The organism is Amycolatopsis rhizosphaerae, assembly GCF_007713715.1.
Taxonomy (GTDB): domain Bacteria; phylum Actinomycetota; class Actinomycetes; order Mycobacteriales; family Pseudonocardiaceae; genus Amycolatopsis_E; species Amycolatopsis_E rhizosphaerae.
Genome location: NZ_VJWX01000088.1, coordinates 1 through 18,996, shown reverse-complemented (window position 1 = coordinate 18,996; position 18,996 = coordinate 1). Strand labels below are relative to the sequence as shown.

The following is an 18,996-nucleotide window of genomic DNA, read 5'->3' as shown; positions in this document are numbered from 1 at the left end:
GCGCGCAACTGCGCGGAGGCCGTGGCGCGGGCGGTGTCCGGCGGGAGCCCGTTCAGCCCGCCGATGCCCGTCCACTGTGGACCCTCCTCGTCCTGCGGTGCGAACTCGCCCAGCAGGGAGGCGAAGAACGGGAGCCCGGTCAGCTGCGGGAACGCGGTGACCAGCCGGGGCACGTCGAGCCGGAGCGCCCCGGCGTGCGGCAGGTCCCGGCCGAGCACGGCGGCCAGTACCGCCGTCCCCTCCTCCGGCCGGATCGGGTGCAGCCAGGGGATGTCCAGGTCCGCGGCGGCACCGATCTCGGCCCAGGTGCCCCAGGAGATCGAGGTGGCGGGGAGACCCTGCGCCCGCCGCGTCGCGACCAAGGCGTCCAGGTAGGCGTTCGCGGAGGCATAGGAGGGCTGCCCCGGTGAGCCGTGCAGTGCGGCGGCCGAGGAGAAGCCGACCCACCAGTCCAGGTCGAGGTCGCGGGTCACCTCGTGCAGGCGCCAGGCGCCGTAGGCTTTCGGCCGCCACGACCGGTGCAGCGTCTCGGCGTCCAGCCGGGAGGTGGTGCGGTCGTCGAGGACCGCGGCGGCGTGGATCACCCCGCGCAGCGCGGGCCCCGCCGCGGCGACGAGCCGTTCGGCGACGCCGGGTTCGGCGATGTCGCCGAGTACCACCTCGACCTCGGTGCCCGCGGGGAGGGCGGCGAGCGCTTCGCGCGCCGCCGGGCCCGGCGCGGACCGTCCATTGAGGACCACCTTGCCCGCGCCCTGCTCCGCGAGCCAGGCGGCGAGGTGGCGGCCAAGGCCGCCGAGTCCGCCGCTGAGCACGTACGCGGCACCGGGGCGCACGACCGGAGCGGTGCCGGCGGCGGCTTGGGGAAGCCAGTCCAGGCGGCGGGCGTAGCGCACTCCGGCTCGCCAGGCGACCTCGTCGTCGTCGCCCGTGGCCAGTTCGTCCGCGAGCGCCGCGGCCGCCTCCTCCGGGGTCCACCCGGGATCGAGGTCGGTGATCGCGGGACGCAGTTCGGGATGCTCGCAGGCCAGTACCCGCACCAGCCCACGCAGGGAGGCGAACGCCGGTTCCGCCACTTCGCCCGGTTCGACCGAGAACGCCCCCGTGGTGACCAGCAGCAGCCGGGGCGGCCGCGCCAGATCGGCGAGGCGGCGGGTCGCGTCCGCGACCGCGAGCACGGCCCGTTCGGCGTCGGCGAGGCTTCCGCGCGGCGGTACCACGACGAGCACCGCCTCGGCCTGGGGGTCGAATCCGGCACCGAAACCGGCTTGGCGGGCGCGAAGCGCGGTGGCCAGCGGGCTGGGCTGCTCGCCGAGCACCACGACGTCACCACCGCTTTCCCCGGCGGAGCGTGGGCTGTCGAGCGGGGCGGGGTGCCAGACCGCTTCGAGGAGCCGTTCGGCCAGCGGCGCGGCGATCTCGGCGCGGGCGGCCTCCCGCAGGGAAACCTCCCCGATTTCCAGCAGCACCCTTCCCGTTGCGTCCACGACGTGCAGTTCGCCGGTCCAGCCACCCCGGGCGTCTTCGGCCACCGAAACGTGCACCGTTTCGCCGCCGGACACCCGGCCCGTGCCCCGGACGGTGCCGAACCGCACCGGCAGGTGAAGGCGTCCCGGCTCCGGCTCGGGCAGTGCCGCGGCGAACGCCTGCAGGCACGACTCGACCACCGACGGATGCAGGAAGAACCGCGGATCGCCCGGTGCGGCCCCGGGCAGCGCCACCGTCGCGACGACGCGGCCGGGCTGCACCGCCGTCCTGGGCTCGCGCAGGCCGGTGAAGGCGGGACCGTACACCACGCCGAAACCGGCGAACCGGCGGTGCAGCGCGGACACCGCGGTTGTGCCCCGTTCGTCCACAGTGGAGGAGAAGGTGCCGGTTGCGGTCGGTTCCGTGAGGGAGAACTCCACGGTCGCGGTCCGGTGCCAGGCGCCGCCTTCGTCCTTGCCGTGCACCTCCACCGTGCCGCCACCGGCCCGTGGGGTCAGCGTGGTGGTGACGGGGGTGTGCTCGCTCAGGACCAGCGGCCGGTGCGGAGTGACCGCGTCGAGCACGATGCGCTCCGGCGGCGTGTCGAACGCCGTCCGCGCGGCGGTGAGCGCCATTTCCAGGTACGTCGAGAGGGGCAGCACCGGGCGGCCGTCCAGACGGAGATCGGCCAGCCACGGCTGCGCCTCGGTGCCGAGATCCGCCTGCCACAGATGCTTTCCGCCCTCGGGAAGCTCCGCGTGGACACCGAGCAGCGGATGGCCGGTGGTGGCCGGTGGCGTGGCGGGAAGCCAGTGGCGCGTGTGGTGCCACCGCGTGCCCGGCAGGTCGGCGAGCCGTCCGGAGCGGGCGGGGCGGGCGGCTCCGGCGAGTTCCAGTGCGGCCAGCTGCCGGTGGAAGTGCGCGGTCTCGTCCGGGCCTTCGCGGAGGCTGGACAGCACCAGCGCCCCCCGCCCGTCCAGGTTGTCGGCCAGGGCGTGCCGCAGGACCGGATGAGGCGACAGTTCGACGAACAGGTGGTGGCCGTCATCGGCCGCGGCCGCCACCGCCGCCGAGAAACGCACGGGACGGCGCAGGTTGGCCGCCCAGTAGGCGGCGCCGAAGGCGGTCACCTGGCGCGGATCGTCCAGGGTGGTGCTGTAGAACGGCAGCGCGGGCAGCGCCGGGACGAGCCCGGCGAGTCCCCCGGCCAGGGTGCCGGTGACCCGGTCCACGACGGGGGAGTGCGCGGCGACGTCCAGTTTCACCAGCCTGGCCAGCCTGCCGCGGGCGTCCAGTTGCGACACGATGCGCCGCACCGCGTCGGCCCGGCCCGCGATCACCGTCTGCCTCGGGGCGGACAGTGCCGCCACGTCCACATCCGGCACGCCGTCGAGGAGTTCGGCGGCCTCCGCCGCGTCGGCCTCCAGCAACGCCATCGCGCCGTCCCCGGCCAGCGACGCCAGCAGTTTCGACCGCAGGGCCACGATCCGGGCGCCGTCCGCTTCGGTGAGAGCACCCGCCACGACCGCGGCGGCGACCTCGCCCACCGAGTGGCCGATCACGGCGGCGGGCCGCACCCCGTAGTGCGCCCACAGTTCGGCGAGGGCGAGCTGCAGGCCGAACAGCATCGGCTGCACGCGGTCCATGGTGGTGGCCTCGGCACCGGCACGGAGGTCCTCGGCGAGTGAACGCCCGGTTTCGGCCGCGAGCAGCGGGTCGAGCCGGTCGACCGCCGCGGCGAACACCGGTTCCTCGGCCAGCAGCCGCCGTCCCATCCCGGCCCACTGCCCGCCGTGCCCGGAGAACACGAACACCGGTCCCTTGCCGGATGGTGGTCCGGCGACCGGTTCGAGCGCGGCGAGGCCTTCGAGGAGTTCGTCCCGGGTGCGGGCGACCACGGCGGCGCGGCGCCGCCCGTCGAGCCGCCGGGCGAGCGTGCGGGCCACGTCCGCGAGCGGAATCCCCGGTGTCCGGGCAAGCCACCGGGCCAGCAGGCCTGCCGCCTCGCGGAGTCGTTCGTCCGAGGCAGCGCCCAGCAGGAACCGTTCGATCGCGGGCTCCTCGGCCGGTTCGGCCGGTGGCGGCGCCTGTTCGAGCACGACATGCGTGTTGGTGCCCCCGAAACCGAAGCCGGAGACGCCGGCGACCACGGGCCGTCCGGTCTCCGGCCAGGGCCGCGCGCTGTCCACAACGGAGAGTTTCAACTCGTCGAAGGGGATGTGCGGGTTGGCTTCCGTGTAGTGCGCGGTCGCCGGAACGAGTCCGTGCCGGAGCGCGAGCACGGTCTTGATCAGACCGGCGATGCCCGCCGCCGCCTCCAGGTGCCCGAGATTGCCCTTCACCGAGCCGACCAGCAACGGGCGGGTGCGGCCGCGGCCGAGGACCGCCCCGAGCGCCCTGGCTTCGATCGGGTCGCCCAGCAGCGTTCCGGTGCCGTGCGCCTCGACGTAGTCCACTGTGGCCGGATCGATGCCCGCGCCTCGGTAGGCCGTGCGCAGAAGTGCCTGCTGCGCCTCGGCGTTGGGTGCGGTCAGCCCGTTGGAGCGCCCGTCGGAGTTGGTCGCCGAGCCGCGGATCACCGCGAGGATCCGGTCCCCGTCGGCCCGGGCCCGCGCCAGTGGTTTGAGCACCACGACCCCGGCGCCTTCCGCGCGGACGATGCCGTCCGCACCGGCCGAGAACGGCTTGCAGCGGCCCTCGGCCGAGCTGATCCCCATCTCGTCGAAACCGGCGGTGATTCCCGGGCCCAGCAGCAGGTTGGCGCCACCGACCAAGGCCAGCCCGCTTTCTCCCGAGCGCAGGCTCTGCACGGCCAGGTGCACGGCGGTCAGCGACGACGAGCAGGCGGTGTCCACGGCCAGGCTCGGGCCACGGAGGTCCAGCACGTAGGACAGGCGGTTCGCGGCCACGGCCAGCGCCGCCCCGGTGCCCGTCCAGGCGTCCACCGTGGACACATCGGCCAGCGATCGGGCGCCGTACTCGGTGCCGCTGATGCCCACGAACACGCCGGTCGGGCTGCCCCTCAGCGACGAGGGCGCGATGCCGGCGTGTTCGAGCGCCTCCCAGGCGACTTCGAGCACGAGCCGCTGCTGCGGGTCCATTCTGGCCGCTTCCCGGGGCGCGATACCGAAGAACTCGGCGTCGAACCCGGCGATGTCGTCGAGGAAACCGCCTCGTCGGGTGATCTTTTCGGGCACGGTGCCGTAATCCCGCCACCGGTCCTGGGGCACTTCGCCGATCGCGTCGCGTCCCTCCGCCAGCAGCCGCCACAGCTCGTCCGGGCCGTGCACGCCACCGGGCAGCCGGCAGCCCAGCCCGATCACCGCGATCGCGTCGCCGGGGGATTCGGGCGGCGGCGGGACCGCGCCTGGTTCCGGGGCCGCTTCGGCGAGGAGCGCCTCGGTCAGCCGGTCGATGTCCGGGTGGTCCCAGAGCAGGGTGGTGGGCAGCCCGCGGCCGAGCAGTTCTTCCAGATCGCCCGCCAGTTCCACCGCGTCCCGTGAGGACAGCCCGTACTCGTCGAGCGCGACCCCCGGGTCGATCTCCGCCTCGTCCAGGTAGCACCGCCGGGCCACCTGCTCGACGAGCCAGGCGCGCAGTTCGGCCGCGCTGGTCATGAGGCGTCCCAGTGCCGCCGCCGGGCCGCGGATCTGGCGATCTTGCCGCTGGAGGTGCGGGGCACGTCACCGGGGGCGACCAGCCGGAATCCGTGGAGCTTGACGTCGTGGGTGGCGGACACGGCCCGCCGCACCGCGCGCGCGATTCCGGCCTCGTCCGCTTCCCCGGCGTGCGGGCCGCGCTCGGCCACCACGGCGGCACCCTCCGCCCCGGAGGCGTCCGTGACGGCGAAGGCCGCGACGTGACCGCGGCGGATCGCCGGGTGGGCCCGCTCGACGGTCGCCTCGATGTCCTGCGGGTAGTGGTTCCTGCCGTCGATGATGATCAGGTCCTTGCGGCGGCCGGTCACGTAGAGCAGGCCCTCGTGGATCAGGCCGAGATCGCCGGTGCGCAGCCAGGAACCCGGCTCACCGTCGAGCCGCCCGCCGAAGGTTTCGGCGCTGCGCCCCGGCTGCTGCCAGTACCCGGTGGCGATGTTCGGGCCGTCGACCCAGATTTCGCCGACGCGGCCCTCCGCCAGCACGGTGGACCGTTCGGGGTGGACGATCCGGACGGACTGCCCGACGGGCCGTCCGGCGGCCGCCAGCGCGAGGGCGCCGGGAGTGCCGTCCGCGACCACGACGCCGCGGTCCTCGGCGAGCGCGGCGCGGTCGAACGAGGTCACCGTGGGGCCCTCGGTACCGGTGCTGGTGACGAAGACGGTCGCCTCCGCCAGGCCGTAGGACGGCCGGTGTGCGCGCGGGTCGAAACCGTAGGGGCCGAAGGTCTCCGCGAACGCGGCGATGGTGGCCGGACGCACCGGCTCGCTGCCGTTGACCAGCACGCGGACGCCGGAGAGGTCGAGCCCTTCCCGCTCGGCGGCCTTCACCTTGCGCACCGCGTAGTCGAAGGCGAAGTTCGGCGCCGCGGAAAGGACGTTGTGGACACCGGAGAGCGCGCGAAGCCAGCGCACCGGGCGCATGACGAAGGCGAACGGCGTCATGAACACCGAGCGGGCGCCGGAGAACACGGGTTCGGCCAGCAACTGCACCAGGCCCATGTCGTGGAAGAACGGGATCCAGCCCGCCATGGTCCACGATTCGTCGATGCCGAAGGCGGTTTCGGCCTGCCGCGCGTTGCTGAGCAGCGCATGGTGGGTGATGACGGCGCCGGCGGGTTCGCGGGTGGAACCCGAGGTGTACTGCAGGTAAGCGGGATCGTCGGGGCCGACCGGCGCTACGTCGGGGAACGTGCTGTCCGGTTCGAGCGCGTCGACCGCGATGATCTGCTTGGGCATCGGCACCGCGTGGTCCTCGGCCAGGGCCCGGACCTGCGCGAGCGCGCTCTGCGAGGTCAGCCACACCTCCGGTGCGCAGTCGGCGAGCGCGCCTGCCAGTCGGTTCGCGTGCTGGCTCACCTCGGGCGCGAACAGGGGAACGGCGACGGTTCCGGCGTGCAGCGCGCCGAGGAAACCGGTCACATAGGACAGATCCTGCGGTGCGAGGACGGCCACCCGGCCGCCGCGCCCGGTGACCCGGCCGAGTTCCGCCGCCACGCTCCGGACGCCCTCGGCCAGTTCGGACCAGGTCACCGTGCGCGCGATGCCCTCGGGATCGCTTCCGTAGTCGAGAAAGGTGAAGGCGGTCCTCTTCGCTCTGGCGCCGTCGAACAGGTAGGAGGTCAGGGGTCGGAATCCGCCCGTTTCCACCGTTTCCGGAGAACGGGTTGCTGCCAACGACATCTGTCTTTCACCCACGCAATGAGTAGTTGAGCCCGCGGTGCCGGAGCGCGTTTTTACTGCTGGAAAGCGCGTTCTGGCGGCCAATCCGACGATGATTTCCCGGCTGTCGAAGGTCCCTGAGGCTGGTGAGCGGCTTTACGGTAGCCAGGGTGGAAGCGCAACGCAAGGTGGTCTCATCCCTGCCACAAGAGATCACCGCGATTCAGCGGAAATGCCGGTACCCGCGCCCGATCACGATCAACGCGGTGACAAGTATTTGCCTTGAACCTCCTTTCGTCGGTAGGTGGACTGGCGGGTTTCGCGCCGTTCTTGTATAAACCCTGGGATGCTTGGCCGGGTGGGCACCACGACGGGACGGCCATGGCCGACGCTGCTGGCCGCGGTGCTCGGCGGTGCGATGGTGGGCCTGGACGGCACGGTGACCACGATCGCCGCGCCGTCGCTCGCGCGCTCGGTCGGCGCCTCGATCGGCGAACTGGAGTTGATCGCCAACGTCTACCTCGTCGCGCTCGCGGCGGGCCTGCTGCCCGCGGGGCGCCTGGCCGACCGGGTCGGGCGCCGGCGCGTGTTCGTCCTCGGGGTGGGCCTGTTCGGCCTGGCTTCGCTGGGGATCGCGCTGTCCCACGGTGTCGCCACGCTGGTGGTTTTCCGGCTCGCACAGGGGATCGCCGGGGCGCTGCTGCAGCCCGCGGCACTGGCCTTGGTGCGCAACGCCTTCGCCCCCGGCCGCCTTGGCCTGCCGCTCGGCATCTGGGGCGGTGCCAACGCGCTGGCGATCGGGCTCGGCCCGGTGCTGGGCGGACTCCTCGTGCAGCGCCTGTCCTGGCCCTCGGTCTTCGCGCTGAACGTTCCGCTGGCGGTGGTCGTGATCGCGCTGGCCTTCTGGGCGGTGGCGGAATCGACCGGGCCGCGCGCACGGATGCCCCGCGTGCTCAGGCGGTTGCTCGCCCTGCGGGGGGTTTCGCTGGGGGCGACCCTGGTTTCCGTCAGCTCGTTCGGCGTGTTCGGCCTGCTGTTCCTGCTCACCCTTTACCTGCAGAACGCGCACGGGTTGCGGCCCGTCGCCGCCGGGGTGTGGATGCTCGCACCCACCTGCGTGGTGGTGCCCGGCGCGCTGGCCGGCGGCGTGCTGGCCCAGCGGTTCGGCCCGCGGTGGCCGGTGTGCGCCGGGTTCGTCCTGGCCGCACTGGGGCTGGCCGGTCTGTCCCGGCTCGGCATCACCGCCGCGTTCCCGGAGCTGCTGGTCCCGGGCGCGCTGGTGGGCGCAGGGACCGGGCTGTGCGCGATCGGCGCCACCGAGGCGATGATGGGCGCCGGGCCCGGCGAAGCCGGTGGCACCCTCTCCGGGCTGCAGCAGGTCGCGTCGCAGGCCGGGGGCGTGCTGGGCGTGGTGATGGCCGGTGCCGTGGTTTCGTGGCGGATTCCGGCCGTACTGCCGGAACGGATCGCGCAGGCTGCGCTGCCGGAGGCGACCGGTGCCCGGCTGCGGGCCGCCACCGAGTATCTCGCCCAGGGCGTGCTGCCGCCGGGATTCGGCGAGGGGCCGGGTTCCGTAACCGCGGCGGCCGCGGCCGCGCGGCTCACTTTTCTCGACGGGATGCGGGCCGCGTTACTGGTCGCGGCCGCGGTGAGTCTGCTCGGCGCGGTGCTCGCGCTGCGGCTGCCACGACCGGCGGGACGGCCGGAGGCGAGGGCAGCGACCGCTCCGGCCGCCCCGGCCACCAGATGATCCGCCCGGCGTCCACGGCGAGCGCGGGCACCAGCAGCGAGCGGACCACGAAGGTGTCCAGCAGGACCCCGAAGGCCACCAGGAACGCGATCTGCGCCAGGAACAGCACCGGGATCACCGACAGCGCGGCGAAGGTCGCGGCCAGCACCACCCCGGCGGAGGTGATCACCCCGCCGGTGACCTTCAGCGCGGTGAGCGTGCCGCGGACGGTGCCGTCCCGCGCGGCCTCCTCTCGGGCCCTTGTCATCAGGAAGATGTTGTAGTCGATCCCGAGCGCGACCAGGAAAACGAAGGCATACAAGGGAATCGAGGGATCGGCGCCGGGAAACCGGAACACGCGGCCGAACACGAACGCGCCCACCCCCAGCGTGGCACCGAAGGACAGCACCACGGTCGCCATCAGCAGCACCGGCGCCACCAGTGAACGCAGCAGCAGGGCCAGGATCACGAAGATCGCGACCAGCACGATCGGGATGATGGTGTCGCGGTCATGGGTCGCGGCGGCGAGCAGGTCCGCCTGCTGCGCGGTCTGCCCGCCGACCCTGGCGTCCGCGCCGGGCACGGCGTGCACGGCGGTCCGCAGGCGGCCGACGGTCTCCAGTGCGGCGGCGGAATCGGCCGGATCGCGCAGCGTCGCGGAGATTTCCACCATGCCGTCGACGGTTTTCACCGCGCCCGCCTCGGTGGCGGGTACCGCGTCGACGATGCCGCCGGTGGTCTTGACCATGTCCAGGATCCGGGGCAGGGCCCCGGCTTTCGCGGTGATCAGGGCGGGAGAACCGGTCCCGCCGGGGAAGTGCGCGGCGAGCACGTGCCCTCCGGTGACCGCGTCCACCGGGCGGAGGAAAAGGGCCTCCTGCGAAGTGCCGGACGCCGAGAGTGAACCGATGTTGGCCAGCCCCGCCGCCAGCACCAGGGAGGTGACGAGCCAGCTCGCGCGCGGTCGCTTGTGGACCAGCCGGGCGATCCCGTCGAAGATTCCGTGGGTGGACCGGCGGTGCTTGACGGGAACCGGGCGTGCGGGCCAGAAAGCGGCGCGGCCCAGCAGCGCCAGCGCGGCGGGCAGAAAGGACAGGGAGGCGGCGAGCGCGCCCGCGATGCCGATCGAAGCGACCGGGCCGAGACTGCGGTTGGAGGTGAGTTCGCTGAACAGCAGGCACAGCATGGCGAGGATGACGGTGCCGCCGGAGGCGCCGACCGGTTCGACGGAGGTTCGCAGTGCCCTCCGCAGCGCGGAGCCGGTGTCGCGGGTTCGCAGGAGTTCCTCGCGGTAGCGGGCGACGACCAGCAGCGCGTAGTCGGTGGCGGCGCCGAAAACGAGGATGAGCAGGATGCCCTGGGTCTGCCCGTTGAGGGTGAGCACGCCGCGGCGGGTCAGCCAGTAGATCAGCGCCGAGGCCGTGCCCAGCGCCAGCCCCGCGGAGATCAGCACCACCACGGGCAGCAGCGGGCTGCGGTAGACCACGACCAGGATGAAGGCGACCACGCCCGCGGTCACCAGCAGCAGCATGCCGTCGATCCCGCCGAAGACCTCGGCGAAGTCGGCGTTGTAGCCGCCCGGCCCGGTGGCCAGCGCACGCAGTCCCGGCGGCAGGCCCACCGGGAGCAGCGTGCGAAGGTGTGCGACGTCCTTGCCCGCCTGGAAGGGATCTTGGCCGGAGACCGGCAGGATCACTTCCACGGCCTGGCCGTCCGGCGAGGCCAGCGGCGGGGTGGGTGGCCCGGCCAGCCCTGGCATGCGCGCCAGTTCCGCCGTTTTCGCGGCGATTGCGGCGGAATCGTCGCCGGTGAGCCCTCCGGTGTGCTCGAAGACGAGCACCGTGGGCAGGAGCCGGTCCTTCGCGAAGCGTTCGGTCAGTTTCTGCACGGCGGTGGATTCCGCCCGGGAGGGCAGGAAGGAGCCCGCGTCGTTGGTGGTGACCTCGCCGAGCTTGCCGAGGTAGGGCAGGGTGAGGAAACCGAGCGCGAGCCAGCCGAGCACGATCAGGACCGGCAGCACGAATCGCCGTGGCGCCGAAGTGGTGTCCCGCGGTCGTTCCATGATCGGATTCCGCCGTTCCTGGTCCGGTGACGGCAGAAACGATCTCACCTCGACGGGTCATTCGCCGTCAAGTGGCGATTTTCGCATCCACTACAGCCGGAAAGACTTCCTCGATGAGAGTGAGGAATGACTGGTACAGCAGGGTGTGCACCTGCGGACGTTCGAGGCCCTGGCGCAGCAGCCATTCCCGCCCGGCCGCCTTCACCATTCCGGCATAGGACCGCACCAGTGCGTTCAAGGTGGGCCGCGCCGGATGCTCCGCCGGAATTTCGAGCACGTCGAGTATCCGGTCCGCGGAGGTGCGTTCCGCCTCCACGATGATCTGCTCGACGTCGCGGTCGCTGCTCATCCCGTCGGAGGTGGCCACCAGCCACACCTTGCCCTGGTTGACCACCATTTCCAGGAACCAGTCGATCAGCCGGTGGGCGCGCTCGGGCATCGGGCCGTCGCCGAGCCCGCCGACCTCGGGCATCGGCATGGTGATGGCGCGCCGGATGACTTCGAGGTAGAGCTCGCGCTTGGTACCGAAGTAGTGGTTGATCAGCCCCCGGGCCACCCCTGCCGACGCGGCGATGTCCGAAGTGGACACGTCGGGGTAGGGACGTTCGCCGAACAGGTGCGCGGCGCAGGCGAAGATCTGTTCCTTGCGTTCGTCCGGTTCGAGTCGCCGCCATCGGGGCTCGGATGCCGTTGCCATGGCGGACATCGTGGCACGGACGGGCGGCCGGTGAGTCCCCGAAAGGGGGGTCCGGCCCACATATCAGTCGATTGGACGCATCCGGTCCGGGCTGGGCCTTTCGCGATTATGACGTGCCGGGCGGTGCTGCGGGGGCCACCCCGGGCGGGTGATGCGGCGAACACCTCGTCACGGCGCTGCCCGGCGAACGCGCTTATTCCGCGGCTTCCTCGACCGGCAGGTGGAAGAAGCGCAGGTGCATCGGGCGCGCGTCGGAGGGCGCGTCCTCGGGCGAACGCCCGTACTTGTGCAGCAGCGCGATGTAGTCCTCGAACAGCGCTTCGAGGTCTTCGAGCGTGTAGTAGGCCTGGCTGCGGGAGAGGTTGAGCCACCGGCCGTGCTTGTTGTACTCCTCCACCATCCGCTGGACCAGTCGCAGTTCGCCCGGGATGCGCAGCCGCGCCCAGGCGTCGTAGGCCGCCTTGTCCTCCGGCGAGAGGCTGTCGTAGGCGGGGGCCCGGCGGTCGGTGGGCACGGTGCGGTACCAGCGCTCGCGGCCGGTGGCCCGCTCCTTCACCTCCTCGATGATGCCGGCCTCCGCCAGCACCCGCAGGTGGTAGCTGGTGGTGCCGGTGTTCTCGTCGAGCGCCTTCGCGATCGTCGTCGAGTTCGCCTCCCCGAGGCTGCCGAGTTCGGCGAGCATCCGCTGCCGGAGCGGATGGGCCAGTGCCTTGAGCGCCTTGCCGTCGCTGACGACCTTGCGGGGCGGGGTCTTCGCCATGGAACCAAGATAACAGAGAAAGTTCTGCAGAAAAATACTTGCAGAACTTTCTCTGCAACCCTACCGTGGTCGAGGTGATCAAGTGGAGGAGTGCCGAGCCGAGGATCTGGGCGCCGCGGGTGCTGGGGGCGACCGCGCTCGCGCTCGTGCCGTGGATGTTCGTCCTGGGAGCCGTCCTGCCCCCGGCCTATCCCGCCCGGCACTGGGAGGTGGCGTGGATCGGGCTGGACCTGATGATGGCGGCGGGCTGCGCCGTCACCGCCCGCCTCCACCTGCGCGGCGACCCGCGGGCGGCGCTCACCGCCGCCGCGGTGTCGGCGCTGGCCGTGCTCGACGCCTGGTTCGACGTGCTCACCGCACAGCCGGAGGAGATGGCCCACTCGCTCGCCTGCGCGGTGCCCGAACTGGGACTGGCCGCCCTCTGCGCGGTGATCGCGCTGGGGAACCGCGGCGGCGCCGCGGCCATCCACAGTGGAGGATCAACGCCGGCGGCGGCGCCTTGCCGTGCTCTCCCGCAGGATCACCTCGCCGCCGATCCGCCGCACCCGGTTGCGCTCCCCGGGGTGACCACTGAGCGCCAGCCGCAACGCCTGCTCGCCCAACTGCTCCAGCGGCAGCGCGACCGTGGTCAGCGGCGGGGCGAGGTCGCGGGCGAGCGGGATGTCGTCGAAACCCGCCAGTGAGACGTCCTCGGGCACCGACCGGCCCTCCTCCCGCAGCGCGGCCAGCGCGCCGACCGCCATCAGGTCGCTCACCGCGAACACACAGCTCGCGCGGTGCTTCGCGGCGATCATCTCCCGCGCCGCCGCGTAACCGCCTTCCCGGTCGAACTCGCCTTCGAAGATGTCACGATCGGACAGTTCGATCCCGCCTTCGGCAAGGCCCTCCCGGAACCCGGACAGCCGTTCCACCACGCTGGTGAGCGTGTGCGGCCCGGTCAGCACCGCGAACCGCCGGTGCCCGAGGCCGAGCAGGGCGGCCGCCAGCGCCTTCGCGCCGCCCTTGTTGTCCGGCTGGACCGTGTCGGCCTTGATGTTGCGGTGCCTGCTCACCACCGCGACCTGCCCGCCGCCCCGCCGGTACGGCTCCAGTTCCGCGTTCAGCGTCCGGCCCCAGGCGCGGTCTTCGAACCCGGACCCGATGAGCAGGATCGCCGTCGCCCGCTGGCTGCGCAGCATCGACACGTAGGCGATTTCCTTGTCCGGTTCCCCGAACGTGCTCGCCAGCATCACCAGCAGCTCGTTTTCGTCGGCCACGCGCAGGACCCCGCGGATCACCTCGGCGGCATACGGATCGCTGACGTCGTGGCAGATCACCCCGACCGAGCGAAGCGCGGCGCCGGCCAGGGCCTGCGCGTGCACATTGGGCGTGTAGGCCAGGTTCGCGGCCGCTTCGACCACCCTTCGCCGCAGGTCCTCCCGCACGTTGGTGGTGCCGTTGAGCACCCGGGACGCCGTGGCCAGCGAGACGCGCGCCTTCTGCGCCACGTCCTCGAGTGTCACGTGGAGCTTGGCGGGCGTCATCGGTTCCTCCTGGCGAAAGCGCTGTCGCGTTACCGAGGAAGGGTTCCCCTCTTTTCGCAGGTCAGATGCACACGATCGGGGTGAAAACGGCCCAGGATTACTCCCTGGGCCCGCCGCGTTGACCGAGGGTGAGAGCACAGCGACAACCGGCTAAGGAGGCCCCATGCTCTTCGGTGATGAGCACGTCCGGCGTTACGAGGAGACCAACGGTGAAGTGGGTCACGACTGGGAAAAGGGCGCGCCCATCCTGATTCTCACCACGACGGGCCGCAAGACCGGGCAGGAGCGCAAGTTCGCCCTGATCTACCAGGAGCACGAGGGGAGCTACGTGGTGGTGGCATCCAAGGGCGGCGCGCCCCAGCACCCCGGCTGGTATCTGAACCTGCTCGCCCACCCCGAGGTGAAGGTCCAGGTCAAGGCCGACCGGTTCACCGCCCGTGCCCGCACCGCCACCGACGCCGAGCGCGAGGTGCTGTGGCCCAAGATGGTGCAGGTCTGGCCGGACTACGAGGACTACCAGCGCAAGACCGATCGCAAGATCCCGGTCGTGGTCCTCGAGCGCGTCTGAACCACGGGTGAGCGCCGCCGGCACGGCGAATCGGGCCGTGCCGGTGGCTTCACGGCCCGTGGAGAGGCGGGCATAGGCTGAAACCCATGAGTGCACATTTCGACGTTGTGGTGCTGGGCGCCGGGCCCGGCGGGTATGTCGCGGCGATTCGCGCGTCGCAGCTCGGGCTCAAGACGGCGGTGATCGAGGAGCGCTACTGGGGTGGGGTGTGCCTGAACGTCGGGTGCATCCCGTCGAAGGCGCTGCTGCGCAACGCCGAACTCGCGCACCTGGTCACCAAGGAGGCGAAGACCTTCGGGATCTCCTCCGACGGTGAGATCCGCTTCGACTACGGCGCGGCGTTCGACCGCAGCCGGTCGGTCGCGGACGGCCGGGTCAAGGGCGTGCACTTCCTGATGAAGAAGAACGGCATCACGGAGTTCACCGGGCGCGGTTCGTTCGTGGACGCTCACACGATCCAGGTGAAGACCGCCGAGGGCGACGAAACCATCACCTTCGGTCACTGCATCATCGCCGCGGGCGCGACCACGAAGCTGCTGCCCGGGACCTCGCTTTCCGAGCGCGTCGTGACCTACGAGGAGCAGATCCTCGACCGGAACCTTCCGGAAAGCATCATCATCGCCGGGGCGGGCGCGATCGGTGTCGAGTTCGCCTACGTGCTGCACAACTACGGCGTCAAGGTCACCATCGTCGAGTTCCTGGACCGGATGGTGCCGCTGGAGGACGCCGAGGTGTCCAAGGAACTGGCCAAGCGGTACAAGCGGCTCGGCATCGAGGTGCTCACCTCCACCAAGGTCGAGGCCATCGACGACAGCGGTGACAAGGTCAAGGTGACCGTCGTGTCCAACGGCACCCGGCAGACCCTGGAAGCCGACAAGGTGTTGCAGGCCATCGGGTTCCAGCCGCGGGTCGAGGGCTACGGCCTGGAGAACACCGGCGTCGAGCTGACCGAGCGCCGCGCGATCGCGGTGGACGGCTTCGGGCGCACCAACGTCCCGCACATCTTCGCGATCGGTGACGTGACGGCGCAGCTCATGCTCGCGCACGCGGCCGAGGCGGCCGGTGTGGTGGCCGCGGAGACCATCGCCGGGGCGGAAACCATGCAGCTGGACTACGCGATGATCCCGCGCGCCACCTACTGCCAGCCGCAGATCGCCAGCTTCGGCTGGACCGAACAGCAGGCACGGGAGAAGGGCTTCGACGTCCAGGTCGCCAAGTTCCCGTTCACCGCCAACGCGAAGGCGCACGGCCTCGCCGACGCCGCCGGCTTCGTGAAGATCATTTCCGACGGCAAGTACGGCGAACTGCTCGGTGCGCACCTGATCGGCCCGGACGTCACCGAACTGCTGCCGGAACTGACCCTGGCGCAGAAGTGGGACCTGACCGTGCACGAGGTGGCACGCAACGTGCACGCCCACCCGACGCTCGGCGAGGCGGTCCAGGAGGCCATCCACGGCCTCGCCGGCCACATGATCAACCTGTAACAGCGGCATTCCGGCGGCCCGTGGCGAGGGGTGTCCTCCGCCACGGGCCGCCGTGCCGTCCGACTCGGGAGGTGCACATGGCGGTGGCCGTGATCACGGGTGCCGGTTCGGGGCTGGGCAGGGAGATCGCCCGTGCCCTGCTGGAGGCCGGATACCAGGTCGCGCTGACCGGACGGCGCGCCGAACCGCTCGCCGAAACCGCGGACGGGCACGACGCGCTGCTCGTCCCGGCCGACGTCGCGGACCCGGAGCAGGCGAAGGCCCTGTTCGAAGCGGTGCGTGACCGGTGGGGCCGGGTGGATCTGCTGGTCAACAACGCGGGTGTGTTCGGCCCCACGGGCGAGCTGGACGAGATCGACGTCGAGGAGTGGCGGCGGACCGTAGACACCAACCTCACCGGGGCGTTCCTGTGCGCGCGCGAGGCGGTGCGCCTGATGAAGGCACAGCGCCCGCAGGGCGGACGGATCATCAACAACGGGTCCGTTTCGGCTCACGCGCCCCGTCCCGGCAGCGCCGCCTACACCGCGACGAAGCACGCGATCACGGGGCTGACCAAGTCGATCTCGCTGGACGGGCGGCCCTACGACATCGCCTGCGGACAGATCGACATCGGCAACGCGGCCACCGAGATGACCGCGGGGATCAGCCGCGGCGCCCGCCAGGCCGACGGCCGGATCCTGCCCGAGCCGACCTTCGACGCCGGGCACGTCGCCCGCGCCGTGCTGTACATGGCCGGTCTGCCGCTCGACGCGAACGTGCAGTTCATGACCATCACGGCGACGAAGATGCCCTTTGTCGGACGGGGCTGAAACGCTCGGCCGGTGTTCGGCGATACGAGGAATGACGTTGATTAAACTGCGGGCGTGGTCGTGGCCCGCAGTGGTCGTCGGCGCCGGGCCCTGGTAGCTCAGCTGGATAGAGCAAGAGCCTTCTAATCTCTAGGTCGCAGGTTCGAGTCCTGCCCAGGGCGCCACCATCAGCAAGCGCTGGACCTGCGGAAACGGTCCGAGAGAGCGATCTGGCGGTCTTCGTGCTCAGGTCGGGTCCCGGGCCGGACCGAAGCGGTTGTTCCAGACCAGGCGCCGGTCAGCCGGTCGGGCGGTTTCAACCGGAGAGACCGCGAAAGCGCGTCGCAGTGCTCAGCCCGCGGGGGTGAGTGACGCTGTGTGGTCTGAATGTCCTTGCCGACGGACATGAGGCGTGCCGGAGCGGCATCCCGGGTGTGGCGAAGGTCATGCGGGCAGCGCCGCGGGAATTCCGTGGCGACGCTCACCCGCGTGGGCGGTTTCGGCCTTGGTCAGGCGAAATTCGGCGCTGCCGCCGCACGCCGCCACACCCGTACCATGAGTTCGCTCGGCGTCGATGACTGTCCGGTGTGGAGCGTGGCGATGGCGATCATTTTCGGGCTGGACATCAGCAACCACCAGGACGCCACGCTGGACCTGGCCGCCTGCCGCCGCGAGGGCTGCGAGTTCGCGATCATCAAGGCCGGTGAAGGCGACTCCTACCGGGACCCCGCCTTCCCGGCCCGCCTCGCCGCGGCCCGTGCGGCCGGGATGGTGGTCGCCGCCTACTGGTACCAGCGCTCGGGCAGCACCGCGCAGGCTCAGGCCGCCACGATCGGCGCCGTGGTGCCCCGGGATCTGCCGCTGTGCCTCGACGTCGAGACCGGTTCCGGCGACGCCGCGCTGACCAGGGAACTCGTGGACCTGCTCCGGAGCCGGGGATACCGCGTGCCCCTGCTGTACCTGCCCCACTGGTACTGGCAGCAACTGGGATCACCGAGCCTGTCCGGGCTGCCGCCGCTGTGGTCGAGCCGTTACCCGGACACCGCGGTCGGGCCGCTGCCCACGAAATGGGCGCAGGTGCCCGCGTCGTACTGGGCGGGGTACGGCGGCCTGGACGTGGCCGTGCTCCAGTTCACCGCCTCCGCCGAGGTCGCCGGTTACTCCCCGCTGGACGCGAACGCCTTCCGGGGCACCCGGGAGGAGTTCGCCGCCCTGCTCGGTTACCCCGCGCAGGGCGCCGCCCTCTCCGACGACGAGGAGACCACCATGGAATGGCCTGCCGGCGACAACCTGTCCCGTGCGCTGCCGTGCGCGGGGCGTCCCCAGTTCTGGTACCTCTACGCGATCTACGGCGAGCAGATCCACGTGCACCAGGTCGACTACGTGATGCCCACCGACCACCCGGACCGGTTCGTGCCGGGCGCCGGGTTCAGCTCCGGCGACGACGGCACCGGGCGGATCACGCCGCAGACCTGGACGTTCGACACCGACAAACCCGGACCGGTCGCCATCCCCCGGCATCCGGACGGCGGCCAGCCGGTCGGCGTCATCGTGCGCTATTCGGCGGAAAAACCGTTCACCGCCTACTGCGGGTGAGGGCCGATTCGGCGACCCGCTGGGCTGTCGTGGTCTCCAGACTCCTCGATGCGGTGTCGATCCATGTCGATCCACCCTTGGACGCTGTGCACGCCGATCTCTCGGTACTCGACGGCCTGGAGCAGCATTTCCAGTTTGTCCGCGTCCCGCGCACACCGGGCCTCGACAGTCTCCGCCGCTTCGTACTCGTTGACCGCGGCCCGGACCGAGTTCGCGCTCGGCCACCGATTCCGGATCCTTCACCCCGACGTGCCACCACCCCGAGCGCCGAAGCCGTTTCAAAATGCCAAGTTCGTAACCGAAGCTGGCGATGGCGCTTGCGTCTGACACGCGGTAGCTCCTAACGGTCGGCGTGCGCTACTCGGCGGAAAAACCGTTCACCGCTTACTGCGGTGAGGGCGTCATCGGGCGAGCACGATTCCGCGGTCCCGGATCAGGTCCCAGCAACCGAGCGGCAGCTCGGTGAGCGTGAAAACGTCTTCGACGGCAAGGAAACCGCCGTGTTCGGTGCGGGCGGTGACGATGGCCGCGGCCAGTGACGGGTCCAGTTCGAGCCGTTCGGCGAGCACGGCGGCCGGGGCGTTGTTGAGGTCGACGAGGCCGCCGTCGTCGTAGTCGCGCGGCAGATCGGGCCGCCCGATGCGGAGTTCGCGGGCCATCAACGGGTCCCGTTCGGCGAGCCGCCGGGCCTCGGCGCGGCGGGCGCGGGCGGCCAGCACCGCGGCCACGGCCGGATCGTTGCCGGTCGCCAGGACCGGTCCGGGGACGGGCTGCCCGGTTTCCGGCCGCGGGTAGACCTGCCGCCGGAGTGCGGCCTGTTGCAGGCAGGCCAGGGACACGAGCGTGAGGATCAGCAGCGTCCCGATGGGCGCGATGATGTGCCCCGCGGTACCGGTGGTGTGCCCCTGGGCGTCGGTGGGGGTCAGCGACATCAGCACCACCACGAGCACGGCACCCGCTCGCGGTGTAGGGCGCGCCCGCCGGGCGAGTCCCACCCTCGTGCGCATG

Annotated in this window: 11 protein-coding genes, 1 tRNA gene and 2 pseudogenes; 6 read left to right on the top strand and 8 right to left on the bottom strand. The window is 71.5% G+C overall.

Annotated elements, in window-relative coordinates:
* Together FNH05_RS11820 and FNH05_RS11815 are read right to left on the bottom strand one after the other, a co-directional pair.
* A partial coding sequence (locus FNH05_RS11820; RefSeq protein ID WP_144587415.1) for a type I polyketide synthase occupies positions 1-5,081 on the bottom strand: 5,081 nt, incomplete at its 3' end.
* On the bottom strand, positions 5,078-6,802 hold the full coding sequence (locus FNH05_RS11815) for a fatty acyl-AMP ligase (RefSeq protein ID WP_144587414.1): 1,725 nt from the start codon (positions 6,800-6,802) through the stop codon (positions 5,078-5,080). The genes FNH05_RS11815 and FNH05_RS11820, both read right to left, overlap by 4 nt.
* A 325-nt stretch (positions 6,803-7,127) precedes the next feature.
* Between FNH05_RS11815 and FNH05_RS11810 the strand changes: the two are divergent.
* A pseudogene (locus tag FNH05_RS11810) lies at positions 7,128-8,177 on the top strand (MFS transporter); the annotation flags it as partial.
* A gap of 205 nt (positions 8,178-8,382) precedes the next feature.
* On the opposite strand, the gene FNH05_RS11805 reads toward FNH05_RS11810, so the two are convergent.
* The 4 genes from FNH05_RS11805 to FNH05_RS11790 all read right to left on the bottom strand — a co-directional run bounded on the left by FNH05_RS11805 (position 8,383) and on the right by FNH05_RS11790 (position 13,552).
* Positions 8,383-10,572 (bottom strand): MMPL family transporter, encoded by a 2,190-nt coding sequence (locus FNH05_RS11805; protein WP_144587413.1) that lies wholly within the window; start codon positions 10,570-10,572, stop codon positions 8,383-8,385.
* A 67-nt stretch (positions 10,573-10,639) separates the two neighbouring features.
* A complete protein-coding gene (locus FNH05_RS11800; RefSeq protein ID WP_222426582.1) occupies positions 10,640-11,269 on the bottom strand; it encodes a TetR/AcrR family transcriptional regulator in 630 nt (209 codons plus the stop codon).
* A gap of 193 nt (positions 11,270-11,462) precedes the next feature.
* Positions 11,463-12,029, bottom strand: coding sequence for a winged helix-turn-helix domain-containing protein (locus FNH05_RS11795; protein WP_144587411.1), 567 nt, complete (start codon positions 12,027-12,029; stop codon positions 11,463-11,465).
* 479 nt (positions 12,030-12,508) lie between these two features.
* Complete coding sequence (locus FNH05_RS11790; protein WP_144587410.1) at positions 12,509-13,552, bottom strand: LacI family DNA-binding transcriptional regulator; 1,044 nt, start codon at positions 13,550-13,552, stop codon at positions 12,509-12,511.
* 163 nt (positions 13,553-13,715) lie between these two features.
* On the opposite strand from FNH05_RS11790, the gene FNH05_RS11785 reads away from it, so the two are divergent.
* The 5 genes from FNH05_RS11785 to FNH05_RS11765 all read left to right on the top strand — a co-directional run bounded on the left by FNH05_RS11785 (position 13,716) and on the right by FNH05_RS11765 (position 17,988).
* Positions 13,716-14,120, top strand: a complete 405-nt coding sequence (locus tag FNH05_RS11785) for a nitroreductase family deazaflavin-dependent oxidoreductase (protein ID WP_144587409.1) — start codon at positions 13,716-13,718, stop codon at positions 14,118-14,120.
* An 86-nt stretch (positions 14,121-14,206) separates the two neighbouring features.
* A complete protein-coding gene (lpdA, locus tag FNH05_RS11780) occupies positions 14,207-15,604 on the top strand; it encodes a dihydrolipoyl dehydrogenase (protein ID WP_144587408.1) in 1,398 nt (465 codons plus the stop codon).
* A gap of 77 nt (positions 15,605-15,681) precedes the next feature.
* Positions 15,682-16,413 (top strand): SDR family oxidoreductase, encoded by a 732-nt coding sequence (locus FNH05_RS11775; RefSeq protein WP_144587407.1) that lies wholly within the window; start codon positions 15,682-15,684, stop codon positions 16,411-16,413.
* A gap of 87 nt (positions 16,414-16,500) precedes the next feature.
* Positions 16,501-16,577: transfer RNA gene (locus FNH05_RS11770), tRNA-Arg, on the top strand.
* A gap of 415 nt (positions 16,578-16,992) precedes the next feature.
* Entirely contained in the window at positions 16,993-17,988 is a 996-nt protein-coding gene (locus tag FNH05_RS11765) for a glycoside hydrolase family 25 protein (RefSeq protein ID WP_144587406.1), read from the top strand.
* On the opposite strand, the pseudogene FNH05_RS11760 reads toward FNH05_RS11765, so the two are convergent.
* Together FNH05_RS11760 and FNH05_RS37980 are read right to left on the bottom strand one after the other, a co-directional pair.
* Positions 17,969-18,318 (bottom strand): annotated as a pseudogene (locus FNH05_RS11760) (HD domain-containing protein). The gene FNH05_RS11765 and the pseudogene FNH05_RS11760 overlap by 20 nt on opposite strands.
* Before the next feature lie 71 nt (positions 18,319-18,389).
* Positions 18,390-18,996 (bottom strand): ComEA family DNA-binding protein (locus tag FNH05_RS37980; protein ID WP_186382501.1); only part of this gene is annotated, 607 nt, incomplete at its 5' end.

What these genes read in the sequence shown, in the direction of transcription:
- FNH05_RS11815 (WP_144587414.1), bottom strand. Translation starts at nt 6,802, where the DNA reads ATGTCGTTGGCAGCAACCCGTTCTCCGGAAACGGTGGAAACGGGCGGA.
- FNH05_RS11805 (WP_144587413.1), bottom strand. Translation starts at nt 10,572, where the DNA reads ATGGAACGACCGCGGGACACCACTTCGGCGCCACGGCGATTCGTGCTG.
- FNH05_RS11800 (WP_222426582.1), bottom strand. Translation starts at nt 11,269, where the DNA reads ATGGCAACGGCATCCGAGCCCCGATGGCGGCGACTCGAACCGGACGAA.
- FNH05_RS11795 (WP_144587411.1), bottom strand. Translation starts at nt 12,029, where the DNA reads ATGGCGAAGACCCCGCCCCGCAAGGTCGTCAGCGACGGCAAGGCGCTC.
- FNH05_RS11790 (WP_144587410.1), bottom strand. Translation starts at nt 13,552, where the DNA reads ATGACGCCCGCCAAGCTCCACGTGACACTCGAGGACGTGGCGCAGAAG.
- FNH05_RS11785 (WP_144587409.1), top strand. Translation starts at nt 13,716, where the DNA reads ATGCTCTTCGGTGATGAGCACGTCCGGCGTTACGAGGAGACCAACGGT.
- lpdA (WP_144587408.1), top strand. Translation starts at nt 14,207, where the DNA reads ATGAGTGCACATTTCGACGTTGTGGTGCTGGGCGCCGGGCCCGGCGGG.
- FNH05_RS11775 (WP_144587407.1), top strand. Translation starts at nt 15,682, where the DNA reads ATGGCGGTGGCCGTGATCACGGGTGCCGGTTCGGGGCTGGGCAGGGAG.
- FNH05_RS11765 (WP_144587406.1), top strand. Translation starts at nt 16,993, where the DNA reads ATGGCGATCATTTTCGGGCTGGACATCAGCAACCACCAGGACGCCACG.